General features: G+C 54.6%; 21 protein-coding genes, 1 tRNA gene and 1 riboswitch. Of the genes, 5 read left to right on the top strand and 17 right to left on the bottom strand.

Translation table 11 applies throughout. From position 1 onward, the window contains the following. Window position 1 precedes the first annotated feature (1 nt). The 6 genes from fliD to V7Z75_RS02840 form a co-directional block, all read right to left on the bottom strand. A complete protein-coding gene (gene fliD / locus V7Z75_RS02865) occupies window positions 2-1,996 on the bottom strand; it encodes a flagellar filament capping protein FliD (protein ID WP_334107078.1) in 1,995 nt (664 codons plus the stop codon). A gap of 33 nt (window positions 1,997-2,029) precedes the next feature. Then, on the bottom strand, window positions 2,030-2,386 hold the full coding sequence (locus V7Z75_RS02860; RefSeq protein WP_334107077.1) for a flagellar protein FlaG: 357 nt from the start codon (window positions 2,384-2,386) through the stop codon (window positions 2,030-2,032). 84 nt (window positions 2,387-2,470) lie between these two features. Next, window positions 2,471-3,271, bottom strand: coding sequence for a flagellin N-terminal helical domain-containing protein (locus V7Z75_RS02855; RefSeq protein WP_334107075.1), 801 nt, complete (start codon window positions 3,269-3,271; stop codon window positions 2,471-2,473). Between the two features lie 17 nt (window positions 3,272-3,288). Next, window positions 3,289-3,498, bottom strand: a complete 210-nt coding sequence (locus V7Z75_RS02850) for a hypothetical protein (protein WP_334107073.1) — start codon at window positions 3,496-3,498, stop codon at window positions 3,289-3,291. Window positions 3,499-3,709: 211 nt separating this feature from the next. Next, window positions 3,710-4,357 carry a response regulator transcription factor gene (locus tag V7Z75_RS02845; protein WP_334107071.1) on the bottom strand — a complete coding sequence of 216 codons (648 nt, stop codon included), beginning with the start codon at window positions 4,355-4,357 and terminating at the stop codon, window positions 3,710-3,712. Window positions 4,358-4,388: 31 nt separating this feature from the next. Continuing rightward, window positions 4,389-5,834 (bottom strand): sensor histidine kinase, encoded by a 1,446-nt coding sequence (locus V7Z75_RS02840; RefSeq protein ID WP_334107069.1) that lies wholly within the window; start codon window positions 5,832-5,834, stop codon window positions 4,389-4,391. Window positions 5,835-6,037: 203 nt separating this feature from the next. Here V7Z75_RS02840 and V7Z75_RS02835 point away from each other — a divergent pair, with 203 nt between their 5' ends. The 5 genes from V7Z75_RS02835 to V7Z75_RS02815 all read left to right on the top strand — a co-directional run bounded on the left by V7Z75_RS02835 (window position 6,038) and on the right by V7Z75_RS02815 (window position 14,979). After that, window positions 6,038-8,017, top strand: coding sequence for a TonB-dependent receptor plug domain-containing protein (locus V7Z75_RS02835; protein WP_334107067.1), 1,980 nt, complete (start codon window positions 6,038-6,040; stop codon window positions 8,015-8,017). A gap of 25 nt (window positions 8,018-8,042) precedes the next feature. After that, window positions 8,043-9,320, top strand: coding sequence for an ABC transporter substrate-binding protein (locus V7Z75_RS02830; RefSeq protein WP_334107065.1), 1,278 nt, complete (start codon window positions 8,043-8,045; stop codon window positions 9,318-9,320). Window positions 9,321-9,330: 10 nt separating this feature from the next. Continuing rightward, the gene (locus V7Z75_RS02825; protein WP_334107063.1) at window positions 9,331-10,683 is read left to right on the top strand and encodes a di-heme oxidoreductase family protein; all 1,353 of its coding nucleotides are present in this window, start codon (window positions 9,331-9,333) and stop codon (window positions 10,681-10,683) included. A 132-nt stretch (window positions 10,684-10,815) separates the two neighbouring features. Then, complete coding sequence (locus V7Z75_RS02820) at window positions 10,816-12,462, top strand: SulP family inorganic anion transporter (RefSeq protein ID WP_334107380.1); 1,647 nt, start codon at window positions 10,816-10,818, stop codon at window positions 12,460-12,462. A gap of 128 nt (window positions 12,463-12,590) precedes the next feature. Further along, window positions 12,591-12,690, top strand: a riboswitch (TPP riboswitch). A 66-nt stretch (window positions 12,691-12,756) separates the two neighbouring features. Continuing rightward, the gene (locus V7Z75_RS02815; protein ID WP_334107062.1) at window positions 12,757-14,979 is read left to right on the top strand and encodes a TonB-dependent siderophore receptor; all 2,223 of its coding nucleotides are present in this window, start codon (window positions 12,757-12,759) and stop codon (window positions 14,977-14,979) included. A gap of 502 nt (window positions 14,980-15,481) precedes the next feature. Here V7Z75_RS02815 and V7Z75_RS02810 read toward each other — a convergent pair. From V7Z75_RS02810 to rpmI, 11 genes are all read right to left on the bottom strand, one after another. Next, the gene (locus V7Z75_RS02810) at window positions 15,482-16,036 is read right to left on the bottom strand and encodes an ATP-binding protein (RefSeq protein ID WP_334107060.1); all 555 of its coding nucleotides are present in this window, start codon (window positions 16,034-16,036) and stop codon (window positions 15,482-15,484) included. Continuing rightward, complete coding sequence (gene pnuC, locus V7Z75_RS02805; protein ID WP_334107058.1) at window positions 16,033-16,641, bottom strand: nicotinamide riboside transporter PnuC; 609 nt, start codon at window positions 16,639-16,641, stop codon at window positions 16,033-16,035. Before pnuC ends, V7Z75_RS02810 begins: the two co-directional genes overlap by 4 nt. 141 nt (window positions 16,642-16,782) lie before the next feature. Further along, on the bottom strand, window positions 16,783-17,157 hold the full coding sequence (locus tag V7Z75_RS02800) for a DUF779 domain-containing protein (RefSeq protein WP_334107056.1): 375 nt from the start codon (window positions 17,155-17,157) through the stop codon (window positions 16,783-16,785). A 100-nt stretch (window positions 17,158-17,257) separates the two neighbouring features. Beyond that, window positions 17,258-18,778: an aldehyde dehydrogenase gene (adh, locus tag V7Z75_RS02795; protein ID WP_334107054.1), complete on the bottom strand. Its 1,521-nt coding sequence runs from the start codon at window positions 18,776-18,778 to the stop codon at window positions 17,258-17,260. 515 nt (window positions 18,779-19,293) lie between these two features. Beyond that, window positions 19,294-19,370, bottom strand: a tRNA-Pro gene (locus V7Z75_RS02790). Between the two features lie 84 nt (window positions 19,371-19,454). Next, entirely contained in the window at window positions 19,455-19,877 is a 423-nt protein-coding gene (locus V7Z75_RS02785; protein ID WP_334107052.1) for a MerR family transcriptional regulator, read from the bottom strand. Then, window positions 19,858-20,160 carry an integration host factor subunit alpha gene (locus V7Z75_RS02780; RefSeq protein WP_334107050.1) on the bottom strand — a complete coding sequence of 101 codons (303 nt, stop codon included), beginning with the start codon at window positions 20,158-20,160 and terminating at the stop codon, window positions 19,858-19,860. Before V7Z75_RS02780 ends, V7Z75_RS02785 begins: the two co-directional genes overlap by 20 nt. Window positions 20,161-20,185: 25 nt before the next feature. Further along, on the bottom strand, window positions 20,186-22,540 hold the full coding sequence (pheT, locus tag V7Z75_RS02775; protein ID WP_334107048.1) for a phenylalanine--tRNA ligase subunit beta: 2,355 nt from the start codon (window positions 22,538-22,540) through the stop codon (window positions 20,186-20,188). 26 nt (window positions 22,541-22,566) lie between these two features. Further along, window positions 22,567-23,550 carry a phenylalanine--tRNA ligase subunit alpha gene (pheS, locus tag V7Z75_RS02770; protein WP_334107047.1) on the bottom strand — a complete coding sequence of 328 codons (984 nt, stop codon included), beginning with the start codon at window positions 23,548-23,550 and terminating at the stop codon, window positions 22,567-22,569. Window positions 23,551-23,688: 138 nt separating this feature from the next. Next, a complete protein-coding gene (rplT, locus tag V7Z75_RS02765; protein WP_011480221.1) occupies window positions 23,689-24,051 on the bottom strand; it encodes a 50S ribosomal protein L20 in 363 nt (120 codons plus the stop codon). A gap of 12 nt (window positions 24,052-24,063) precedes the next feature. Then, window positions 24,064-24,261 carry a 50S ribosomal protein L35 gene (gene rpmI, locus V7Z75_RS02760; RefSeq protein ID WP_334107045.1) on the bottom strand — a complete coding sequence of 66 codons (198 nt, stop codon included), beginning with the start codon at window positions 24,259-24,261 and terminating at the stop codon, window positions 24,064-24,066. Between the last annotated feature and the right edge of the window lie 63 nt (window positions 24,262-24,324).

Raw genomic sequence — 24,324 nt, 5'->3', positions numbered from 1 at the left:
ATTAATTGTTAGCGCTGATCGCGGCAAGCTGTTGAGTAAGGTAAGACTGGGTATTCTGCATCTGGGTCATCAGGGCATCTAGCGCGACAAACTGGGAACGGTAGCGCGCCTCTATTGCTGTCAGACGCACCTGCAAGTTTTCTTCCTGTTTGGTCAGGCGCTTGATCGAGTCGTTGATGCCTTCTGTCTTGGCAGCCAGGATGCCGGTATCGCTCACCATCTCCTTGATCAGATTGTTCAACTGGCTGGCGTAGCCCACACTCACATTGACAAGACCGCGGTCCCCGGTCACATTGCCTTGCACAAGCAGCATCAGGCCTTGAGCAGCATTGCCAGGCTCAGCGGCAGTCAATATCTGCCCTCTTCCGGTGGCAGCAGCGCCGTTGATGGTGCCAGCAACATCCAGGCCAGCCTGATACAGCGGGCTATTCCCGAACAAGGAAGACGTGCCGCCCGTGACCTCAAGCAGGTTGTCGCTACCATAAGAAGCGGCAGTCAGCTTGAGCATGCCACCCTCCACCGACACTTCTGTACCCAGCCCGGCACCGACAAATTGCGATTGCAGGCTTGCCGCCAAAGCCTCGGCAGAAGCATAGTTGCCTGCGGGAATAGTCAGGTTATAGGTACGGTCACCTATCTTCATATCCAAGGTATCGTTCACGCCTGCAACGATATTCAAGTCCGGGCCTGCATTACCGGTCAATGTCGCCTTGGTAGCCGCTTGCGTGATATTGACGGCATAGCTGCCGGACTGTGTCTTGCTACCTGTTCCGGCAAAGCTGATGTCTGTATCACCAGAGGCGCCGGTCGCGATGAACAGCTTGGCAATATCGTCAAAATTGGTCTCAACCGCATTCTTGAGCTTGGTGCTGTCCACTGCCAGCGAACCATCGCGCTGGAAAGTCACACCGATCTGGCTCAAGGAAGTAAATTCGCCGCCACTGGAGACTGTCTGGGCCAGCATGCCCCTGATCTGGGTGGAGATGGAGCGCGCAGTGGCATCGCCAAGCAGCACGCCCGATTTCTTCTTGGTGACATCTGTCGTGCTTTCATCGAACTTGGTCAAATTACGCACGGTGGTATTGAAATCATTGAATGCCTTGACGAAAGCATTCACGGCTTCGGTAATCTTGTCGGTATCCTTGGTCACATCGAGCGACACGCTATCAGCGCTGGTCTTGAACAGGTTGAGGGTAATGCCCTCAAGCACGCCGGTCACCACATTGCTCGCGCTTTCCACATCAATGCCATCGACATTGATCTGTGCATTCTTCGCGGCCTGCAACTCGGTCAGGTTTTTCCCCGCGCCAGCGCCTGCTGTCGGATCATAAGCCAGGCTGGACAGACCTGACATATCGGTATTGTCCCCATCGGCGTCCGCCACGGAAACCCTAATGCTGTTGACAGCGCCCGATTCCTTGGAGGTCAGCACCAGCTTGCCGCCATTGACGCCATCATTGACGATGGAAGCGGTCACGCCCATGTCGCCGGCATTGATCGCATCGCGAATGCCCGCCAGGCTGTTGTTTGCAGCAGTAATGGTAATGCTTTTAGCCGCCTTCTCCGGGTTTGCGGTAAAGGTATTGCTCACTGCATCATAGTTGCCCAAGGTGATAGTCATTGCGCCAGTGCCCACAGCCGCTTTTGTATCCGCAAAGCTGGAAGTGGCAATCTTATGTGATTGCGCGAGCTGCCCTACCTTGATGGCATAGTTGCTGACAGTTGCGTTGCCGTTGGAAGTGGCAGTAAAGATATCGCTGTTGCCGGAAGTGGCAGCCTGTACCTTGAACTTGCTGCCGCTGGCGAGATTGGCCAAGGCTGTCTGGAACGTAGACAGTGAACTCTGCAATGTGGAATAGGCAGAAATCTTTGACTGATACGACGTCTTCTGCTCGCTCAGCAACACTGCAGGGCGTTGCTCCACCGTCATCAAGCTGCTGACAATCGCATCAATATCAAAATTGGTACTTGCAGAAATCCCACTGGTACTTGCCATGGTCATCCCTTCCCTTCTCAAAAACAGCAAAAATCAGGCGGTTTGCCTGATGATCAACCCTTGAAGCTTGTCCAGGGTCTTGGAAATCGCCAACACTTCTTCATTCGGGATCTGCCGCAATACCTTTTGGGTTTCAGCATCCACTACCTTCACAACAGTCCTGCCGGAATCGCTATCCGTAGAAAACTGTATGGATTGCATGACAGGCGAAATAAACGCATTGATCTGCTTTACCGCAGACTCCACATCCTGTTGATTGGCCTCAACCGCTTCCGATTGCTCGACCAATTGCTTGGAGCCTGGCAATGCATCAACAGATGCAGCATTACGCGTCGAAGAGGGAGTCAGGTTGTTTGCCTGCCCATATGCTTCCAGATTCGCAATCACCATTTTCAAATTCCTTATGCAAAACCCACAGCCCTCTTTAATTCAAGCAGGCTGTGGGCACTCACCATGTCACTCAGCTTTTCAGTCTTAGCCTCGCAGCAAAGTCAGCACATTGTTGGGAACAGAGTTCGCCTGTGCCAGCATCGCAGTGCCAGCCTGTTGCAGAATCTGCGCGCGGGTCATGTTGGCAGTTTCTGCGGCAAAGTCGGCATCCATGATACGGCCCTTGGCGGCAGTCTGGTTCTCCACCGACACTTGCAAACTGCCAATCACGGATTCAAAACGGTTTTGTACTGCGCCCAAAGTTGCGCGTTTGGTGTTGGCATCGTCCAGCGCAGTGTCAATCGCGGTCAACGCAGTGTTGGCAACAGTTGCATCAGTGACAGCCCCGCTAATAGAAACAGCAGTAGTTGCATTTACCGTAATCGTTTGACCGCTATCTGCTCCGACTTGGAAAGTCATTGCTGTAGCACCGAATACGGCACTACCGTTAAATTTGGTGTCCGTACCCAGTCGTGTAATTTCTGTAGCCAGTTGCTGGAATTCAGCATCCAAGTTAGCACGGTCACCAGAACCATTAGTAGCGTTGATGGATTGCACAGCCAATTCACGCATACGTTGCAGCGCATCAGTCACTTTACCCAAAGCTCCTTCAGCGGTCTGGGCAAAGGAAATTGCATCGTTGGCGTTGCGGATCGCCACAGTCTGGCCGCGCACCTGCGCATCCATGCGGGTAGCGATGGAAAGGCCGGCAGCGTCGTCCTTGGCGCTATTCACGCGCAAGCCGGAAGACAGACGTTGCAAGGAAGTGTTCAGACTGGATTGTGAAGTGCTCAAGTTACGTTGCGCATTCAGCGAAGCCATGTTGGTATTGATAACTGCAGCCATGTTAATTCTCCTTCGATTTAGTTAATTTCAAAAACAACACCTGTTGTCTTTGGTATCGCTTCACAGCCTTGAATCACGTTACTGTTAAGACTGTTATCGGTAGCTTCGGGAGAAAATTTAGATGCTTGATTCATACTGGTTTTCTCTCGAATAGCATCTGATTGCAATGCCATGACCCTGATGTCGGATTGATTAAAAAAATCTTTAGAGCCTTCCCTTTCCTGCAATCAGGAAAATCAATAAAAACATTTATATTCAATAATTTGGTTTGATAAAACAAAAAAAATTATTTTCAACCCTAAAGTTTTCACGCAATAAATAAACGCCTGTGCCTAACCAAAAAACACATACCCAGGACACAGCGACATCTTACCGAGCGGCAAGATAAGGCAATCAGGATAAAAAACGGGGGAAAAAGCGCCAGATCTGCGCTTGAAATCAATCGACCAGGTTGTTCTTGATCGCGTAATGGGTGAGATCGGAGTTGTGCCGCAAATTGAGCTTCTCCAGCAGGCGGGCGCGGTACATGCTTACGGTCTTGACGGAAAGCGAGAGGCTATCCGCAATTTCACTCACGGATTGGCCAGAGGCAATCATGGTCAAGGTCTGAAATTCACGGTTGGACAGGGTTTCGTGGATCGGTTTTTCCAGGCCGCCATTCACTTGGTTGGCCAGCGCCAATGCTACTTCCTCACTAATATATTTCTTGCCCTTGGCCACGGCGCGTATCGCCGTCACCAATTGGTCGGAAGCGCCCTGCTTGCTCAAATAGCCGGAAGCGCCCACGCGTAGCGCGCGAATCGCATAAACATCCTCGCGGTGCATGGAGAGCATCAGGACAGGCACATGCGGATATTCCTTCTTAATGATACCGCATGCCTCGATACCGTTGCGGTCGGGCAGGGAAATATCCAGCACCATCACATCCAGCCCCTTGGTGCCAGCCAGCTTGATCGCTTCAGCCGCATTCCTGGCATCTGCGATCACCTCGATATCCTCGGTTTCAGCCAGAATCTGCTTCAGGCCCTCGCGCAGGATGGCGTGATCGTCCGCGATAATGACTTTGATGGTCGATGTAGAAGACATAGGCAAGCGATGGTTGGATACTTTTTATATATTAATGTGGCCCAGCCGTCATTCCGATATCGGCAGAATGCGCTGGCAGGGTTACCGAGACTATTGTACCGCCTTGCTTACCTGCTTGCACCTTGCATTGCCCGGCCAGCGCCACGGCCCGCTCCGCCATGCCGCTGATGCCGAAGGCATTGTTCTTGAGCATATCAGCTGGCGCGATACCTACACCGTCGTCGATCACTTGCATCACGATTTCCTCGGGCGAGCTTTCCAGCACCACTTCCACCCGGCTGGCATGGGCATATTTGGCGATATTCGACATGGCCTCCTGGCAGATGCGGAACAAGGTAATGGCATGGTCGGTAGAAACAGTCAAATCAGGCTGGTTGCACGAAAAATTGCATGAAATGCCAATCTTCTCCGAGAACTGCGCCGCTTGCCATTCCAATGCCGCCACAATGCCCAACTCCAGCACATTGGGCCGCAGGTCGCTGGCGATGCGGTGGGTAGCCTCGAAGGTATCATCTACAATCGTCTCCAGTTGCCGCACCTTGGCCAGCAGCGTCTCCTGCTCCGGCCCCAGGCGCTTGATGATGGAAGACAAGCCGAGGCGGATGGCTGTCAGATTGCCACCCAGGTCGTCATGCACCTCCTGGGCCAGCTTCAGGCGCTCCTTTTCCTTGATCTGCGCCATCTGCGCAGACAAACGCGCCAGCTTCTCGTGCGATTGGCGGATAGCCTGCTGCTCGCGCCTGCTCTGCGTGATATTGGTCATGATACCTTCCCACAGCACGGTGCCGTCCGGCATCCGGCGAGGGCTGGCGCGCAGATTGATCCACTTGGTGTCTTGCCAGGCCTGCATCCAGAAACGTCCCGTCCAGTTCAGCACGTTCAGGCCCTGGGCAGATTGGCAGATATGCTTCTCGTACACCACGCGATCCTCGTCATCAATCAAGGCCAGGAAGCTATCGGGATTAGCAATAAATACCTCTGCCTCCTCGCCCAGCAAAGACTGGCACGCGTCACTCAGGTAAAGGAAACCAAATTTCCCTTGCCTGTCCAGCTGCGCCTGGTACACCACACCCGGCGTATTGGAAATCAACGCGTTCAGGTGGGAGCCTTCATTCAGCACTCGCATGATATGGCGGCTGAATGCGCGGCTATCGCGCATCACCAGCAACACCCTGCCTTCGCCGCGCCCCACCATCAACAACCGGAACTCGCCAAAATAGCGGTTGATATCCTGCAACTCATGGCTGATATCCACCATCGCCGCATCCACAGGCACCATATTCAGTAACTCACGCACCTCCGGCCCTGCCAGGGCCTGCTGCAAATCCGCCAATGGATACTCTGCCACCGGGGCTTCTGTTCCATCCACCAGCACGCTGACTACCTGCAATGTCTGCGGATCGATCGCATAGATATCATCCAGCGAGCTTTGCGCCACCGACTCAAGATACTTGCGAATTTCAGATAAAGGCGACACGGCAACATCCATGAAAAGTTTCGCGCAAGCCTACCAGATCAAGCCATTTCAGCAAACACACACCCTTCTACTACCTTCGTTATATATTTACAAATATAATGAATTAAGCTTTAATCCCGCCTTTTCATTTCAACCACTTACACGCATTGGGGAGATCAATGTATAACCACTACAAACCGCTCAGGCTCGCCGTCGCCATTGCTTTGGCCGCCGGCACGCCAGCCGCTTTTGCCGAAGTCGCGCCATTTACCTTGGGTGAGATCAATGTCACCACTACCAAAGAGGAGCTAGAAAGCAGTCGCCTGGCTGACAACACGCTCACACAGGAAGACCTGCGTCTGTTCAACCGTGAAACGGTTGGCACTGCACTGAATATCTTGCCTGGCGTCGTCATGAATCAAGCTGGCAGAAGAAATGAGCAAACTGTCATGTTGCGTGGTTTCGATCTGAGACAAGTTCCACTGTATATCGACGGGATTCCAGTCTACGTTTCCTACGATGGTTATGTTGACCTTGGCCGTTTCAATACTTTTGATTTGTCCAAGATTCAAGTCTCCAAGGGTTTCAGCTCTGTGCTATATGGTGCCAATACCCTGGGCGGCGCCATCAACCTCGTCAGCCGCAAGCCCACAAAAGAATTTGAAGGTAGCGCACGTGTCGGCTTCAAGACAGACAAGGATTTCCGCTATAACGGCTATTCTGCCGATTTGAATCTGGGCGGGAATTACGGTACTTGGTACTGGCAAGCCAATACTTCATCCGTAGATAATAATCGCTATCGTCTTTCCAGTGATTTCCACCCCTCTCCTGCGGAAAATGGTGGCGATCGTGAACGTTCCTACTATCACGATGGCAAGATCAACTTGAAAGTTGGCTTGACTCCTAACGACACTGACGAATACTCACTGAACTATATCAATCAGCAAGGCTCCAGAGGATCCCCGGTCAATGCCAGCCGCCGCGATTCAGGAGACTCCCCAGTGTATTGGGATTGGCCGCAATGGGATAAGGAAAGCCTATATTTCATTTCTAATACCCAATTGGGTCAGGACAGCTATGTCAAAGTGCGTGCTTTCTATGACACATTCAAGAATTCGCTCCGTATTTACAAGGATGCCAGCTATACGACACTAGATGGCAAGCCTAGTATTTATGACGACTTCAGCTACGGCGCCAGCACTGAATTCGGCACGAAAATTACCGACAACAACACCATCAAACTAGCCTTACACTATAAGACCGACGTACACCGTGAGCATGACAAAGGTAATCCGGTACAAAGATTCGAGGATAGAACTACATCTATAGGTCTTGAGGATACCCATCAATTCACCGATAAGCTGGCATTAGTTACCGGGATCAGCTATGACCGCCGTGAAGCATTGCAGGCAGAAGGGTTTAATACCACGACTACGTCTATTTTTGATTTCCCAAGAAAAAATGCGGATGCATGGAACCCACAAGCTGGTATCTTCTATCGCCCAACCAAGGATAGTGAGATTCATGCCACTATCGCCAAAAAGAGTCGCTTTGCCACCATCAAGGATCGCTTCTCTGGTCGTTTTGGCCGAGCTGTGCCTAATCCTGGACTTGATACCGAAGTTTCGACCAATTATGAAATCGGGGCATCCGCGTTTGTAACTCCCAAATTGCGTCTGGAAGGCTCGGTCTTTTATTACGATACCAAGGACCTAATTGCGAGTTTTAGTTTGCCCAACTCTGCCTGCTCCAGCGGTTCACGCTGTAGTCAGTACAGGAATATCGGTAAAGTTGAAAGCACAGGCATTGAACTGGCGACCACTTATTACGCTACGGATGACCTGGAGCTGGGTGCGAATTACTCTTATATTGATCGGGATAACAAAAGTGGTCATGAAAAGCTGACTGATGTGCCTGACCATAAGCTATTTGCCTATGGTAAATGGCAAGCCACCAGCGCACTGGCCCTTACTGGTAACATTGAAGCCGCCTCCTCTCGCTATTCCCGCCAAAACGGTAATACTAAAGATTGGTTTTCCGCCAGGGGTTTCGTGATTGCCAATATCAAGGGTAGTTATAAGTTCAACCCGGACTGGCAAACTGAGTTTGGTGTGAATAACATCACGGATAAAAACTATGCGTACTCCGAAGGTTATTACCTCGAAGGCCGCAATATGTTTATCAACGTCACACGTAACTTTTAATTAACTAAGCAACGGATAGAACTGTATGACCAGCTCGATGACCCTCAAGACAGCATTGGCTATCAAGACAGCATCGAGCTGGCTTTCCCGAGTTCTTCTGCTCTGGCTGCTATTGGGCAGCCAGGCATCATTTGCGGACACCAGCAAGGTCATTGTCATGACCAGCTATCCGCAGGAAGTCGTCTCGCAGTTCGAGGCGGCTTTCGAGAAGCAGTATCCGCAATACAAGCTGGAGATTCTCTGGCGGCAATCGCGCGACGCCATGAGCTACTTCAAGGAGTCAGGCCAGCCGGTAGATGTGTACTGGACGCCTGCCCAGCGCAATTTCGCCCAGCTTGAGAAAATGCAAGCATTCCAGCCGTTGGATATCAAGCTGGATGGCCTGCCTGAAACCGTCAATGGCTTTCCCCTGCGCGAAGGCCAGCATATCGCCAGTGAGATTGCCGGGTACGGCATTGTGAGCAACCCGCAGGCCCTGGCCGCCGCCGGGCTGCCTGTTCCCCATGACTGGGCAGATCTCAGTCAGCCGGGATTCAAGGGCAAGGTCGCGCTGCCCATCCCTTCCAAGGTCGGCTATGCGCCGCCGCTCATTGATATCCTGCTGCAGGGTTACGGCTGGCAGGCGGGCTGGAACCTGTTGCAGGCCATCGCCGCCAATGCGGAGCTGGTGACTGCGGGCGCGACTTTCGTCACTGACGATGTTGCCAGCGGCCGCCTGTTCGCGGGGCTGACCATCGATTTCTTCACGGCATCCGCCATTGCCAACGGTGCGCCATTGCAGTTTGCCTACCCTAAATTGACTGGCTATTCCCCTGCCCACGTTGCCATCATGAAACATGCAGCCAACCCCGAAGGAGCAAAGGCTTTCAGCGCATTCGTGCTGTCCGAACAAGGGCAGCGGCTATTGTTCCACCCCGATATCCGCAAATTGCCGGTTAGGGCCTCGGTGTACGCAGACAAGCCTGCCGGTTACTTCAATCCATTCGAGAACAATCCGGCCTTTGTGTACGACAACCGTCGCGGGCTAGCGCGCCAGGAAGCCACCAATGCGCTGTTCGATGCCATCATCACCCTCAACTTGGCGCCCCTGCAACAGGCGATCCGCGCCATCGAGAGTGCTAGCGCCAAGCTGGGCGCCGATGCGCCGCAAGTGACCAAGGCCAGGGAGCTGCTGCAAAAGTTACCGATCGACGAAACCGCGGCAGAATCCCTGCAGCCTCCCAAGCAAGCGGACATCAGCCGGTGGCAGCAAGTCATGCACGAGCGCTACCAGGAAGCCGCCCGTATCGCGTCACAGCGGTAATCCTGGGGCTATGCGCAGCATCCTGTCCCTCGCTGTTTGCATTCTCACCCTGGCTCCCGCTGCTACCCACGGCGATGAACCGGCGCAGGTGCTGACCAGCCTTGCAAGCCGCGAAGCCTATAGCCAGCCTATCCGTCCGCTTTCCTCGCAAGAAAACCTGCAGTTCCAGTTAGGCCGAGGACTGGTCCGGCAAAGCTGGATCATTTCCCCGGCGGAAGACCGCGATATTGCCGGGCTGGGGCCTTTGTATAACCGCAACTCCTGCATTGCTTGCCATGCCAAGAACGGACGCGGCTTCGCGCCTGACGGCCCGGAAGAATCCATGCGCGCCATGCTGGTCCGCCTGAGCGTCCCCGGCAAGACACCTGAAGGCAGCCCGTTGCCCCATCCATGGTATGGCGACCAGTTGCAGGAATTCGGCGCGCCGGGCGTCGAGGCCGAAGGCCGCGCCCATCTGCGTTACGAGGAAAGCGAAATATCATTGAACGGCGGCGAGCGTGTGAAGCTGCGCAAACCAATCATCACGTTCAGCAGCCTGGCCTATGGCACGCTGCCGGACAACCTGCAAACCTCGGCCCGCATCGCGCCCGGTATCTATGGCACGGGCCTGCTCGAAGCCATTGCGGACAGCACCCTGCTGGCACTGGAATCGCAACCCAAGCCCGGCAAGATCAAGGGCAGGCTCAATCGTGTCTGGAGCGCGGAGCAGCAACGGCAGGTGATCGGGCGCTTTGGCTGGAAGGCCAATGTGGCGACGCTGCGCGAACAGACGGCCAACGCCCTGGCTGGCGACATGGGCTTGTCCTCCCGCTTGTTTCCTCATGGCAATTGTGCCGAACAGCAAACCGGCTGCAAGCAGGCCCCAGTGTCAGGCACGCCTGAAATCACCACTGAGCAGCTCGATAACATGGCGTTCTACCAACTGGCATCGGCCGCGCCTGCGCCGCGCCATCAGGACCAGCCTTTGGTACAGCGCGGCGCAATCCTTTTCCAGCAGGCGCAATGCGCAGCCTGCCACCGCCCCCAGATAAAGACAGGGGATTTCCCCAGATTGGCGGCGCTGAGTCAACAGACCATCGCCCCTTATACCGATTTGCTTCTGCACGACATGGGGCCAGAACTCGCGGATCACCGCCCGGATTTCGCGGCAAGCGGCAGTGAATGGCGCACGCCTCCCCTGTGGGGCATAGGCCTGGCTAAGCTGGTGGAGAAAAACGCGGGATTCCTGCACGACGTCCGCGCGCGCACCATTCTGGAAGCCATTCTCTGGCATGGCGGGGAAGCCGAGGAAGCAAAGGAGATGGTACGCGCCATGACGCCAGAAGAACGTCATGCCTTGCTGAGTTTCATCGAATCGCTGTAAACGGGCCCGCCCTGCTCGCCTTCAAAACTACTGATCTGCCTTGCAACTGTCTATAGCACACCGCATTGCCCGCATGACGGCATGAGTAGAAAAGCCCTATAATGTTTGCTTTATACATTTTCCCACCACATCATGATTGCCATCCTTGAAGCCAAGCACGCGGGTTTGCTCTCGCGTCAATATTGGTCCCGCAATATCATTTCAGGGCTGATCGTCGGCGTGGTGGCGCTACCGCTGGCCATGGCCTTTGCCATCGCCTCGGGCGCAAAGCCGGAACAAGGTTTATATACCGCGATCGTGGCTGGCACGCTCGCCTCCCTGTTTGGCGGCAGCCGCGTGCAAATTACCGGGCCGACCGGCGCATTCATCGTCATCCTGTCCGGCATCACCGCAAAGTATGGTATCGCGGGCCTGCAGATCGCCACACTGATGGCTGGTGTCATGCTGCTGGTCATGGGACTCACCCGCATGGGCAGCGTTATCCGCTATATCCCCGAGCCTGTCATCATCGGTTTCACCAGCGGCATTGCAGTGATTATCTTTGTCGGGCAATGGCAGGATTTTTTCGGACTCTCCCCGCAAGCCTCGCATCATTTTCATGAAAAACTGTTGCACTTGCTTGAGGCATTGCCGCATCTGCAATGGCAGACTGCATTACTTGGCATATTCACGCTGGCAGTGTTGATTTTCTCCAACCGCCGCTGGAAGAGAGTTCCTGGCCCACTGGTAGCGATTATCGCCGCAACACTGGTACAGTCCGTCTTCCACTTCAAGGAAGTCGCGACCATAGGTAGCGCATTTGGTGGCATTCCGCAGTCCTTGCCGCATTTTTCTCTGCCATCAGGCATCAGCCCTGCAACCATGATCGAATTGATTGGCCCGGCTTTCACCATTGCGCTGCTGGGGGCGATTGAATCATTGCTATCGGCCGTGGTGGCCGACAACCTGTCCGGCACACGCCATCAATCCAACCAGGAACTGATCGGCCAGGGCATTGCCAATATCGCCGCTCCCCTGTTCGGCGGATTCGCTGCCACTGGCGCGCTGGCCCGCACCGCCACCAATATCCGCAACGGAGCCAACAGCCCGCTTTCGGGCATCGTGCATGCGGCCACCCTGGTGCTGATCGTCATCCTGCTGGCGCCATTGGCGGTGAATATCCCGCTGGCGGCACTGGCAGCCATCCTGTTCGTGGTGGCCTATAACATGAGCGAGGCCACGCGTTTCCTGCATATGGTCAAGACCGCTCCACGCGCGGATGTTGCCGTGTTGCTGATCACGTTCCTTCTCACCGTGTTCAGCGATCTGGTGATTGCCGTCAATATCGGCGTCATGCTCGCCACGCTGCTGTTCATGAAGCGCATGGCCGACACGGTGAGCGTGACGCAACTGAGCGACGAGGACTTGCAACAGGAATACGGACAGCGCGAATGGCGCCTGCCATCCAGCATGCTGGTCTATCGCCTGGAAGGGCCGTTCTTCTTCGGCGCTGCCGAGCACCTGCAGCACCGCCTGCAAACCATACGCGAGGATACCGACACCATTGTGCTGAGGATGTCGCGCGTACCGATCATGGACGCCACCGGCATGCAGGCATTATGGAACCTGCTGGACACTTGCAGACAGCACCAGATCCGGCTGGTCATCACCGAAGCCAGACCCAATATCCTGGAAAAACTGCGCCGCGCAGGACTCACCAGCCAGATCGGCGAACCTAATGTGCTGCCGCACCTGCACTTACTATGGCCGGAAGCTCACTTTCCGGCCCATCGCCATTGAACAGGCTTTTACGCACAAACCTTTCCACATGGCTCACTTGAATACGCAGCCAATTGGCTGCCATGCGCGGCATCCAACCCTGTGCGCAACGAAAATTGGCATTTCTTCCACTTTCTTTGTTAGTATACGTCCCACGCTAGGGGTCCTGAAGAGCCGAATCTTCGGGTGAGAAATACCCTTGAACCTGACCTGGATAATGCCAGCGTAGGAAAGCGCAAAGCCACTCAAGGTCCATCCAGAGATTCTTTGTCCGTTCCCGCGCATGCTTGTCCCTAACGCGAGTGGAACCAAACAATGCCTGCTTTCCCTTTTCGTCAAAAACTCAGCGTGCTGGCCGTTGCCTGCGCTTTTGCGCCTGTTGCCCTGGCCCAGAGCGATGATGACAGCGATACCGCCTCCGCAGCGCCAAACGCATTGCCGGAAGTCGTCATCACCTCCGAATCTGCCCATGGCGTTGCCCGCAGCGCCAGCGTTGGCGGCTTCTCCGAAACACCGCTGTTGGAAACGCCAGCCTCGATCAATGTCATCACGCAGGAGCAGATGCAGGACCGCAGCGTGCGCTCGGCCACCGATGCCGTGAAGTGGGATGCTAGTGTGCAAAACTCCTACAATGCCGTTGGTCTGGCAGATTGGTTTGCGATTCGCGGATTCGTATTGGATCAGGGTGCCAACTATCGCAAGGACGGATTGGTGATTCTGGCGCAAGCCATGGTGCCGATGGAAAACAAGGAGCGCATCGAAATACTCAAAGGCCTGGCAGGCCTGCAATCAGGCATCGCTGCTGCAGGCGGCATGCTCAACTATGTGACCAAGCGCCCCACCGATACGCCGCTGCACACAGCAACCTTTGAGGTTCGCGAGCGCGGTACGGTATATAGCGCGGTAGATATTGGCGGACGCACTGAAAACGGTATCTTCGGTTATCGCATCAATGCTGCGGCGGAAGACATCAAATCCTATATTGATGGCTCAACAGGCCATCGTAACTTCATTTCAGGTGCGTTTGATTTCCACTTGAGTCCCCGTGCGCTCTTGCAGCTTGATCTGGATTATCAGCACAAATCGCAACTGACCGTGCCAGGCTTCCAGCTGCTTGGGCCGGAGCAGCGCATTCCGACAGGCATTCGTGCCAAGCAGATGCTCAATGATCAATCCTGGAGCAGCCCTGTCGTCGATGACAGCCACAATATCGGCGTGAAGTTCAACTACACGCTGAACGACCACTGGCGTACCACCTTGCAGGCCAACCAATCAGTGCTACATCGCGATGATGCCGTGGCTTTACCTTCGGGTTGCTGGAATTTTAATGATTTAGCCAATGCTCCAGCCTATTGTCCAACCAATGCAACGGTTGGATATGGCAGTAGTGGACAGTATGCCCTCTACGACCTGCGTCGTAAAAATGACAAGCGCTCCATCACCACCACCCAAGCACTGCTACAAGGCGATGCCATCACAGGCACGGTAAAGCACGATCTCACCGTTGGCCTTTCCACGCTGCGTCGTCGCGATCACTTTGCCGACTATGCGTTCCAGTATGTTGGCGATAGCAATATCTACAATCCTGTCTATTACGACAATTACTCAACAGCAGCCGTCAATCCCGTTCACTTGCGCCGTAAAGATGAAGAACGTGCGATTTTTGTGCAAGATGTCATGGCACTGAATGATCAGCTCAAGCTGCACGCGGGTGTACGTTATGTAGCACTCAAGCGCGATCAGTTCAATTCATCAGGGGTCACCACACGCAGTACCGATAACAACTTTATCTTGCCGAGTGCTGCACTGGTCTACAACCTCCAACCCACGGTGGCACTCTATGGCTCTTATGCAGAGGGTCTGGAGCCTGGGGGTGAGGCACCTACCGGCACTACGAATGCCGAGATCATCATGGACCCCAGCAAGTCTAGACAAATGGAGCTTGGCGTGAAAGCCGAGCCAACCAAGGATATCAACCTGTCGGCAGCCATCTTCCAGATCAAGCGCAATAATGAATATGTAGATGAACATCCGGGCGGCACATCAACCTATGTGGTCAACGGCACACAAGTCAACCGCGGCCTGGAATTCGCAGCCCAGGGGCGTGTCACGCGCGACTGGATGCTGGGCGCCAGCTTGACCGCGTTGCGGGCCAGGGCCGAAGGTACGGGCGACCCACGCATCGAAGGCAAGCAGGCAGGCAACGTACCAAGATTCAAATCCGCGGTGTATAGCGAATATGCATGGCCGGGCATCCCCGCCCTTAAGCTGAATGCAACATGGATTTACTCCGGCAGCAAATACTTCTCCCCAAGCAACGAGATCGCAAGCTTGAACAGAAAGGTGGACGGCTATCACGTGCTGAACCTGGGCGCGCGCTATATGGCCGAATTCGGCAGCACGGTCACGACCTTCCGCTTCGGCGTGGACAATGTGTTCAACAAATTTTATTGGGGCGATTCATCAAGCGCATTAGGCGGCTACCTGATCCCGGGCGCGCCACGCGTATTCCGCGTGTCGGCGCAGATTGATTTTTAACAGGCTGTTTTCACAGACTTTTCAAGGATACGCCGCCCCAGCATTTCTCTTTCTCACACACCTGTCATGCCGGACTGATCTGGCATCTTGTTGCATTCCCGCAAACGTCACGAGTTCCCGGCTCAAGGCCGGGATAACAAACAGTTGGGGAATTGGGGGTATGCCCCCTCAAAGCCAAGGGCCAGCGCAGCAATGCCAAGTCGCTGTTGCAGTTGGGTTCCCCGTCTGGCTGCGCCGAGTAGCGCAGCTTTTCATGGATTCAGGACTGGCGTCTGTTCGAGCGCAGCGAGTTCAGCCAGTCCCCATGAAAAGCGAGCAACGCAGGGTGCCCGGAGCTTAGCTCCGGGTCGCAGACAATCGGGGTCGCCTTTGCTTTGGTTACTTTCATTTGGCGAAGCAAATGAAAGTGACTCGCTGACAAGCGAAAAGCGGCCTGACAAGACTTAACCACCATGGAAGATATCCAAACCAAACCAGCCGTTGCAGGATGCATACGGTGAAATCACCGCGCAAAAGTATCTGCTTCATCAGCGGGCAAATGCAAACCCAGATAATCGACGGTCTGCATCACACGCTGTTGCAGACTGCCGTCAACGAGCAAATACGCAACCCCCGCATCATGCAACTTGCAGAGCAAGCGGGCATGCACCTGCTGGCGCACCTCATCGGATTCGCGCTGCAAACCGTCCGCGACCCAAGGCATGGTCGGCGCGGTGACAATGGTAGCGGCATAGTCGTGTTGTGCGGCCAGCGCCGTCAACGCACTGTCGGCCTGTCCGAAATAATGTTCGCTATAAACTGCCGTAATCAGCGGCGACGTGTCGCAGAACAGCAGGCGGTTGGCGTGCAATGCACTTTCCGCCTCGCGCGCGCGTTGCGTGGCGGCAATCAGGTATTGCTCGTCGGCATGCGGCGTACGTTGGTGCGTCTCGACAAATTCCCGCAGGTATTCCGGCACCCAGGCCGTGCGGTAATGCGCGGCAAGCGCGGCAGACAGCGCGGATTTTCCGGTGGATTCCGCGCCAAGGATGGCGATGTGCAGGATAGGATCACTCACGCCACCGCCTCCCCTGCCGTCAGCGATCGCTTCCAGGCGCGCAGGCCAAGCACAGCCAACAGCGCGAACAGGCCATAGAGCAAAGCAGTCAGGTACAGATGCTTGTGTAGGTAGAGGCCGATGTAAAGCCCATCAATCAGTATCCACATATGCCAGTTTTCCAGCACCTTGCGCCCCAATAGGCATTGCGCCACCAGGCTGCCCGCCGTCAGAAAGGCATCGGTATGCACGACATCGCTATCTGTGAAGGTGTGCAGGATGATGGCAATGACCACATAGGCCGCCAGCCAAGCGCTGACTGCCAAGCGCCATCCCTTGCGGGATAGGCGCGTGACGGCAACGCCCTGATGGTCGCGCCCGCCGAATAGCCATTGGTAAAGTCCCCAAAGCGATACGGCGATGAAGACAAACTGCAGCGCCATGTCGCCATAGATCTTGGCGTCGTAAAAGACAACGGCATATAACCCGGCAGAAATAATCGAAAATAGCCACGCCCACGGCGACTGCCGGATATTAAGCAACACCATCGCGATGGCGAGCGAGAAGGAAAGGATTTCCAGCAACGAGGTATGCAGGAAACCGAACAATAACAAGGGATCGTTCATGTAATGCCGTGATGCGGGATGTGGATTGAGCGCTGCTGTTCAGGGTTGCGGTACACAGAGCATCTTCTTCGCCCATTGTCCCTGATTGCTTGCGCATCGCGAAGCGTTACCTTCATGTACTGCCTTTAAACTGGTTTTACATCACCCGCACTGTTCCACAGGCTCCAAATCCTGCAGCTCTTCATCCGTGAACAGCCGCGAGCGGATGAGGAAATGCTTACCGGTCGCCTGCTCCAGCGAAAACATGCCACCGTGGCCGGGAATCGCATCTAGCGTGAGATGGGTGTGCTGCCAATACTCGAACTGGGTTTTATTCATATAGAACGGCACGCCGTGCACCACGCCGACCTTGACATCGGATGTGCCCAACAGGAATTCGCCTTCCTTCAGGCACATGGGCGCACTGCCCTCGCAACAGCCACCTGATTGGTGGAACATCAGGTTGCCGTGCCTGGCCCTCAATTCATCAATCAATGCGGCGGCAGCTGGCGTCGCCTCGATTCGGCTCGTACTCATTATCATTCCTCCTCACACTAATACATTCCCTAAAAACAACAACGCCTGGATTTGACTTTGCAAACCCAGGCGCAGGACTAAGCCGACGAGATATTAAGGCTTAAAAGAAACCCAGCGCGTCAGGGCTATAGCTGACAAGCAGGTTCTTGGTCTGCTGGTAGTGATCCAGCATCATGCGATGGTTTTCGCGGCCAATGCCGGACTGCTTGTAGCCACCGAATGCCGCATGCGCAGGATAAAGGTGGTAGCAGTTGGTCCAGACACGTCCAGCCTGAATGCCGCGGCCCACGCGGTAGGCTCGGCTGCCGTCGCGGGACCAGACACCTGCACCCAGGCCGTACATGGTGTCATTGGCAATTTCCAGCGCTTCCTTCTCGTCCTTGAAGGTCGTCACGGCCAATACCGGACCAAAAATCTCTTCCTGGAAGATACGCATCTTGTTATGGCCCTTGAACACGGTAGGCTCGATGTAATAACCATCGCTCAGCTCTCCGGACAGCTTGGTCTGCTTGCCGCCGGTCAGCAGTTGCGCGCCCTCTTCCTGACCCAGCTTGATATAGGACATGATGATCTCGACCTGCTCGCTGGAAGCCTGCGCGCCTATCATGGTAGTGGAGTCCAGCGGACTGCCCTGCTTGATGGCCTGCACGCGTTTCAAGGCGCGCTCCATGAATTTCTCGTAGATAGATTCCTGGATCAGGGCGCGGCTCGGACAGGTACATACCTCTCCCTGGTTCAGCGCAAACAGCGCAAAGCCTTCCAGCGCCTTGTCGAAGAAGGCATCGTCCTTGTCCATCACATCCTCAAAGAAGATATTGGGCGACTTGCCGCCCAGCTCCAGCGTGACGGGAATCAGGCTCTGGCTGGCATATTGCATGATCAGGCGGCCAACGGAAGTAGAGCCGGTAAAGGCGATCTTGGCAATGCGCGGGCTGGTAGCCAACGCCTTGCCTGCCTCGACGCCGTGACCGTTCACGACATTCAGCACACCAGGCGGCAATAAGTGACCCACCAGCTCAAGCACCACCAGGATAGAAGCTGGCGTCTGCTCGGCAGGCTTCATGACGATACAGTTACCTGCGGCCAGTGCAGGTGCCAGTTTCCAGGCAGCCATCAGGATAGGGAAATTCCATGGAATGATCTGGCCGACGACGCCCAGCGGCTCGTGGAAATGGTAGGCCACGGTATTTTGATCAATCTCGCTGATGCCGCCTTCTTGCGCACGGATGCAGCCTGCGAAATAACGGAAATGGTCAATCGCCAGCGGAATATCCGCCGCCATGGTTTCGCGGATAGGCTTGCCGTTGTCTATGGTTTCGGCAGTTGCAATGGCCTCCAGATTGGCTTCCATCGCATCAGCAATCTTGAGCAGGATATTGGCACGTTCGGCGCCGGAAGTCTTGCCCCAGGCATCCTTTGCGGCATGCGCAGCATCCAGCGCCAGGTTGATATCCTTCTCGTTGGAGCGTGGCACCTGGCAGAATACCTTGCCTGTGACCGGGCTGATATTATCGAAATACTGCCCATCGACCGGCGCAACCCACTTCCCGCCTATGTAGTTTTCATACTTGCTTTTATACGGAACCTTAATACCAAGACTTTTCAAACTATCAAGACTCATTACTACACTCCTCCAAGCGTTATTGACGATCGTATAGAACCGACATGACTGGATATCGGGAAGATTTATACTCCATATCCGATACTTTGTATAAATATACTCCCTAGTCTAGTTTTTGTCTGTAATGACCCAGCGGAATTTGCACACTCAAGCCGCTAATTGTTGATAAACCTTGCTAGTGCTTTCATCCCCAGCGCTTGATATCGGGTTCTTGCGTCATGCTTACTCCATCTTCTGAAGCCACTTTAGCATGTGCAGATTTTTAATGGAGCATTACACGGTTGCGCAAGCTGTTGGTCGCCGTTGCGCCGATTCAATCGGGGTCATTATGCGAAGGGGATTTCTTGACCCGTAAAAATAGGAATTTTCCGACTCGGTAATTAAAGATACTCCAGCAAACAGAGTGACTTACCCCTCCAACCGCCTAGCTTCTGATTTTTGTGGCACCAGCGTGGCACGAGAGGATAAAAACAAAAAAGGGTTGCAGATGAAAATCTGTAACCCTTTGATTTTATTGGTCGGGACGGTGTGATTCGAACACACGACCCCTTGCACCCCATGCAAGTACGCTACCAGGCTGCGCTACGCCCCGAACCTATGCTTCCGGCAGGGCCGAAAGCGAGAACGGCATTATATCGAAAATACGGGATCGAGCACAACCAGATATAGCGTTTTCTCAGTGCCGAGTCAGTAAATTCAACACTTCGCGCAGTTCTGAACGCAATAATGCAACATCAACATTCGGAACAGTAGATTGTGAGGATGGCGTAGCGGTCATCTGCTCTTCGGCAACCGCTGCCACTTCCGTGTCATGGCGCAGTCCATTATTGCCATTTTCATCCAGCCGGTTGCGGGCACCGCTGATGGTAAAGCCTTGCTCATATAACAATTCACGGATACGCCTGATCAGCAGCACTTCATGGTGCTGGTAATACCTGCGGTTCCCACGGCGCTTGACTGGCTTGAGCTGGGTGAATTCCTGTTCCCAATAACGCAACACATGAGGCTTGACCCCGCACAGCTCGCTGACTTCCCCGATGGTGAAGTAGCGCTTGGCGGGGATAGGCGGAAGCTGGACCTTAGGCGCTTGCTCCGGCATAAGCCTCCTCTACCTTGCTCTTGAGCTTCTGGCTGGCATGGAATGTCACCACCCGGCGAGCGGTGATGGGAATTTCTTCACCGGTTTTGGGGTTGCGCCCGGGACGCTCGGACTTTTGACGCAATTCAAAGTTGCCAAAACCGGAGAGCTTGACGCTTTCACCAGCTTCCAGTGCTGTACGGATTTCCTCGAAGAATGCTTCTACCATATCTTTGGCTTCGCGCTTGTTCAGGCCTACCTGCTCAAACAGCAAATCTGCCAAATCAGCTTTTGTTAATGTCATGCAAAACCTTTCCCTACTACTTATTCTAATTTCTTAACGCTGCACCATGTTGCTGAACCAGCAAATCCAGCAATCCGGCCATCACTGCATCGGCTTCCGCATCAGTCAAAGTCTTTTGAGTATCTTGCATAAGCACAAGAAATGCAAGGCTTTTTTTCCCTTCGGCGATTCCTTTGCCTTGGTAAACATCGAACAATGCAATGTCGCTGATCAATGCATTTTTGCTGGATTTCATGGTATCCAACAAAGCCTGCGCAGTGGTGTTTTCATCCACCACAACGGCGATATCGCGGCGGACCGGTGGGAATTTCCCGACCTGTGCATAGGTTGTCACCCTGGATTGCAGCAATGGCTCCACATCCAGTTCGAATAGCACGGCACCGCGCGGCAATTGGTAATGCTGCTGCCATTTGGGATGCAGCTTGCCTATCCAGCCAATCGGCTGACCGGCGATCATCACTTGTGCTGTTTGACCGGGATGCAGCGCTGGGTGTTGAGCGGCTGCGTAATGCGCACGCCCAGCGGTCAAACGATCAATTTCTGCCTTTACGTCGAAGAAATCCACTTCGCGCGCGGCAGCAGCCCACTGCTCAGGCTCTGCATCGCCATAGACCAAGCCAGAAACACGGGCGACTTCGCTATAAGCCCCATCGACAGCAAAATAGGCTGAACCAATTTCAAACAAGCGTACACGATCCTGCTTGCGGTTAAGGTTGTATATCAATGTCTCCATGAGCCCCCCCCACAGCATAGTGCGCATGACGCTCAGGTTGCTGGCGATCGGGTTTTTCAGGGCGATCGGGTTGGCGTTGCCGATGAAGTCACGCTCCCAACCTTCATCCACAAAGCTGTAGCTGACGATTTCCTGATAGCCGCAGGAGGCCAAGGTATCACGCAGCCAGTTGCGGCTCAGAGTGGCTTCCGGCGAGGGCAGCATAGACTGCTCGTCATGCGGGGCCAGCGCAGGAATATTATCGTATCCATGCAGACGGGCCACTTCCTCGATCAAATCTTCTTCAATCTCGATATCGAAGCGATAGCTGGGCGGAGTTACCTCAAAACCACCATCAAAAGCCACAAAACCAAAATTCAGGCGCTGCAATAATATGCTCACTGTTGCAGCATCCAGGGGAATTCCGAGAACAGAGTTCAAACGATCCAGCCGCAACCGCACAGGCTTGCGCTCAGGCAGAGGATGCAATACTTCTGTCACCGAACCAGCCTGACCACCGCAGATTTCCAGCACCAGCTGGCTGGCACGTTCCAGGGCCTGCAGGGTATTGCCGAAATCGACACCTCGCTCGAAGCGATAGGAGGAATCTGTGGAGAAGTTCAGGCGGCGGGCCTTGCCGACAATCACGGCAGGCGCGAAAAATGCGCTCTCAAGGAAAATATTAGTAGTGTCATCGCCGACTGCGCTACCCTCACCGCCCATGATGCCAGCCAGAGCCAGAGGGCCGCTATCATCCGCGATTACCAGCATATCCTGATGCAAAGTGATATCGGTATTGTTGAGCAACCGCAATGCTTCCCCATCGCGGGCATAACGCACCTCGATATCGCCACGCAGCTTGTCAGCATCAAACGCATGCAGCGGCTGGCCCAGCTCCAGCAGGACATAATTGGTGATATCGACGATCGCGCTGATGCTGCGGATACCGCTGCGCTCCAGCCTGCGTACCATCCATTCCGGCGTAGCTGCTTTGGCGTTCACCCCATGAATGAGACGGCCGGCATAACGGGGACAGGCTGCTGGCTCATTCACCTTAACTGCCTGCTGTTGGCTCGCTTCTATTGCCACTGACTCAATAATCGGCAGGGTCAACGGTGCGCCGGTTAATGCAGTGACATCGCGCGCAATCCCGGCAATGCTTAGGCAATCGGTGCGATTGGGAGTGAGCTTGAGCGTGAGCAGCTTGTCATCAAGGTCAAACAGTTCGCGGATATCCTGGCCGACCTGCGCATCGACAGCCAGCTCCAGGATACCGTCACTTTCCGCTGCCAAACCCAGCTCCTTGGCAGAGCACATCATGCCAGAGGATTCGACACCACGTACCTTGGCCTGCTTGATCTTGAAGCCAGGCAGCTCCGCGCCCACCAGGGCGCAGGGCGCTTTCAATCCGGCACGGGCATTGGGCGCGCCGCAGACGATTTGCAACGGTTCACCGCTGCCGACATTGACCTTGCACACTTGCAGGCGGTCGGCATCCGGGTGCTTTTCAGCGCTGATGATTTCCGCGACCACCACCTTGGTGAAATCGGGCGCTACCGGCTCCAGCTCTTCCACCTCCAGCCCGGCCATGGTCAAAGTGTGGCTCAGTGCCTGACTATCCATGTCAGGATTTACGAATTGGCGTAGCCAGTGTTCAGAAAATTGCATAGTATTGATCTGTCCAGAAGTAAGGGCTAGGCGAATTGCTTGAGGAAGCGCAAATCGTTTTCGAAGAACAGGCGCAGGTCGTTAACGCCATAACGCAGCATGGTCAGGCGCTCCACCCCCAGCCCGAAGGCGAAGCCGCGGTATTTTTCGCTATCGATACCGACATGGCGGAATACCTCGGGGTGTACCATGCCGCAGCCGCCGATCTCCAGCCAGCCACCGTTCCAGCTCATGTCCATTTCTGCGGAAGGTTCGGTGAATGGGAAGAAGGACGGGCGGAAACGTACCTGCAAGTCATCGCGCTCAAAAAAGCGCTGCAGGAAATCCTGCACCACGCCCTTGAGGTTGGCGAAGCTGATGTGCTCGTCCACCCACAAGCCTTCCACCTGGTGGAACATGGGGGAATGTGTGGCATCGGAATCGACGCGATATACGCGGCCCGGCGCAATGATCTTGAGCGGCGGCGTCTTGTCCTGCATATAGTGCACTTGCACCGGCGAGGTGTGGGTACGCAGCACGTGCTTGTCATCGACATAGAACGTATCGTGCATGGCACGTGCCGGATGGTCCTCAGGAATGTTGAGGGCAGTGAAATTGTAGAAATCAGACTCGATTTCCGGGCCTTCCGCCACTTCGAAGCCAATCGAGCGGAACAACTCTTCCACACGCTTCAAGGTGAGCGATACCGGATGTAATCCGCCAGTGCCAGCGCTACGCGCAGGCAAGGTGACATCTATCGTTTCGCTCGCAAGCTGACGATCCTGCTCTGCTTGCAGAATGGCATCACGCCTTTCCTTCAACGCGGCCTCGACCTGTTGCTTGACGACATTGATGGCCGCTCCAGCGGCAGGGCGCTCTTCTGCGGATAATTTACCCAGGCTTTTCAGCGCGTCGGTCAAGCTGCCGCTCTTGCCAAGATAACGCGCCTTGGCCTGCTCCAAGTCGGCGATGTTGGCACAGGCTGCGAAATCCTGCTGTGCCTCGCTGATGATGTGATCTAGATTTTGCATATTATGGTGTTGTCCTCACGGATGCTTTCATAAACGACCACTATGTTTAATGCCATATGTCATCGACGGACATGGCCGCTTGTGGAAAAACCCGGAAAAAAAAGGAGGCACGAGGCCTCCTTTTCTTATTGCTGTTGCTTAAGCAGCGGCGAGACCGGATTTAGCAAGTTCGGCAAACTTGGCAAATGCCTGCTTGTCGAACACAGCCAGATCGGCCAACACCTTGCGGTCAACTTCAACCGCAGACTTCTTCAGACCGTTGATGAAACGGCTGTAGGTCAAACCATATTCGCGAGCACCAGCATTGATACGTGCAATCCACAGTGCGCGGAATTGACGCTTTCTTTGGCGACGGTCACGGTATGCATATTGACCAGCCTTCATCACCGCCTGTTTGGCGATGCGATAGACGTTCTTGCGACGACCACGATAACCCTTGGCGGCGTTCAGAACCTTCTTGTGACGCGCGCGGGCGATAACACCACGTTTTACTCTTGGCATCTCTTATTCCCCTTACTGAGTAGGCATCATCGCACGGATGCGGTTGATGTCGGTTGCGGAAACAATAGTGGTGCCACGCAGGTTACGCTTCTGCTTGGTCGTCTTCTTGGTCAGGATATGACGCAGGTGAGAGTGGGTACGCTTCACCTTGCCATTACCCAAGAACTTGAAGCGCTTCTTGGCGCTGCTCTTGGTTTTCATCTTTGGCATTTTGTTCTCCTAATAAAGGGATATTGAATAAAGAGCGATCGGGCATGCCTTGAGGCCACGTCG

The organism is Methylobacillus sp. (assembly GCF_036844465.1).
GTDB lineage: Bacteria > Pseudomonadota > Gammaproteobacteria > Burkholderiales > Methylophilaceae > Methylobacillus.
The sequence above is the reverse complement of the archived record's forward strand: the minus strand, read 5'-3'. Positions and strand labels throughout refer to the sequence as shown.

Excerpts from the sequence above, each read along its gene's own strand:
- V7Z75_RS02855 (WP_334107075.1), bottom strand. The coding sequence starts at position 3,271 with ATGGCTGCAGTTATCAATACCAACATGGCTTCGCTGAATGCGCAACGT.
- V7Z75_RS02860 (WP_334107077.1), bottom strand. The coding sequence starts at position 2,386 with ATGGTGATTGCGAATCTGGAAGCATATGGGCAGGCAAACAACCTGACT.
- adh (WP_334107054.1), bottom strand. The coding sequence starts at position 18,778 with ATGAGTCTTGATAGTTTGAAAAGTCTTGGTATTAAGGTTCCGTATAAA.
- rpmI (WP_334107045.1), bottom strand. The coding sequence starts at position 24,261 with ATGCCAAAGATGAAAACCAAGAGCAGCGCCAAGAAGCGCTTCAAGTTC.
- pheT (WP_334107048.1), bottom strand. The coding sequence starts at position 22,540 with ATGCAATTTTCTGAACACTGGCTACGCCAATTCGTAAATCCTGACATG.
- pheS (WP_334107047.1), bottom strand. The coding sequence starts at position 23,550 with ATGCAAAATCTAGATCACATCATCAGCGAGGCACAGCAGGATTTCGCA.
- V7Z75_RS02785 (WP_334107052.1), bottom strand. The coding sequence starts at position 19,877 with ATGCCGGAGCAAGCGCCTAAGGTCCAGCTTCCGCCTATCCCCGCCAAG.
- V7Z75_RS02780 (WP_334107050.1), bottom strand. The coding sequence starts at position 20,160 with ATGACATTAACAAAAGCTGATTTGGCAGATTTGCTGTTTGAGCAGGTA.
- V7Z75_RS02845 (WP_334107071.1), bottom strand. The coding sequence starts at position 4,357 with ATGTCTTCTACATCGACCATCAAAGTCATTATCGCGGACGATCACGCC.
- V7Z75_RS02800 (WP_334107056.1), bottom strand. The coding sequence starts at position 17,157 with ATGAGTACGAGCCGAATCGAGGCGACGCCAGCTGCCGCCGCATTGATT.
- fliD (WP_334107078.1), bottom strand. The coding sequence starts at position 1,996 with ATGGCAAGTACCAGTGGGATTTCTGCAAGTACCAATTTTGATATTGAT.
- V7Z75_RS02820 (WP_334107380.1), top strand. The coding sequence starts at position 10,816 with ATGATTGCCATCCTTGAAGCCAAGCACGCGGGTTTGCTCTCGCGTCAA.
- rplT (WP_011480221.1), bottom strand. The coding sequence starts at position 24,051 with ATGCCAAGAGTAAAACGTGGTGTTATCGCCCGCGCGCGTCACAAGAAG.
- V7Z75_RS02825 (WP_334107063.1), top strand. The coding sequence starts at position 9,331 with ATGCGCAGCATCCTGTCCCTCGCTGTTTGCATTCTCACCCTGGCTCCC.
- V7Z75_RS02830 (WP_334107065.1), top strand. The coding sequence starts at position 8,043 with ATGACCAGCTCGATGACCCTCAAGACAGCATTGGCTATCAAGACAGCA.
- pnuC (WP_334107058.1), bottom strand. The coding sequence starts at position 16,641 with ATGAACGATCCCTTGTTATTGTTCGGTTTCCTGCATACCTCGTTGCTG.
- V7Z75_RS02815 (WP_334107062.1), top strand. The coding sequence starts at position 12,757 with ATGCCTGCTTTCCCTTTTCGTCAAAAACTCAGCGTGCTGGCCGTTGCC.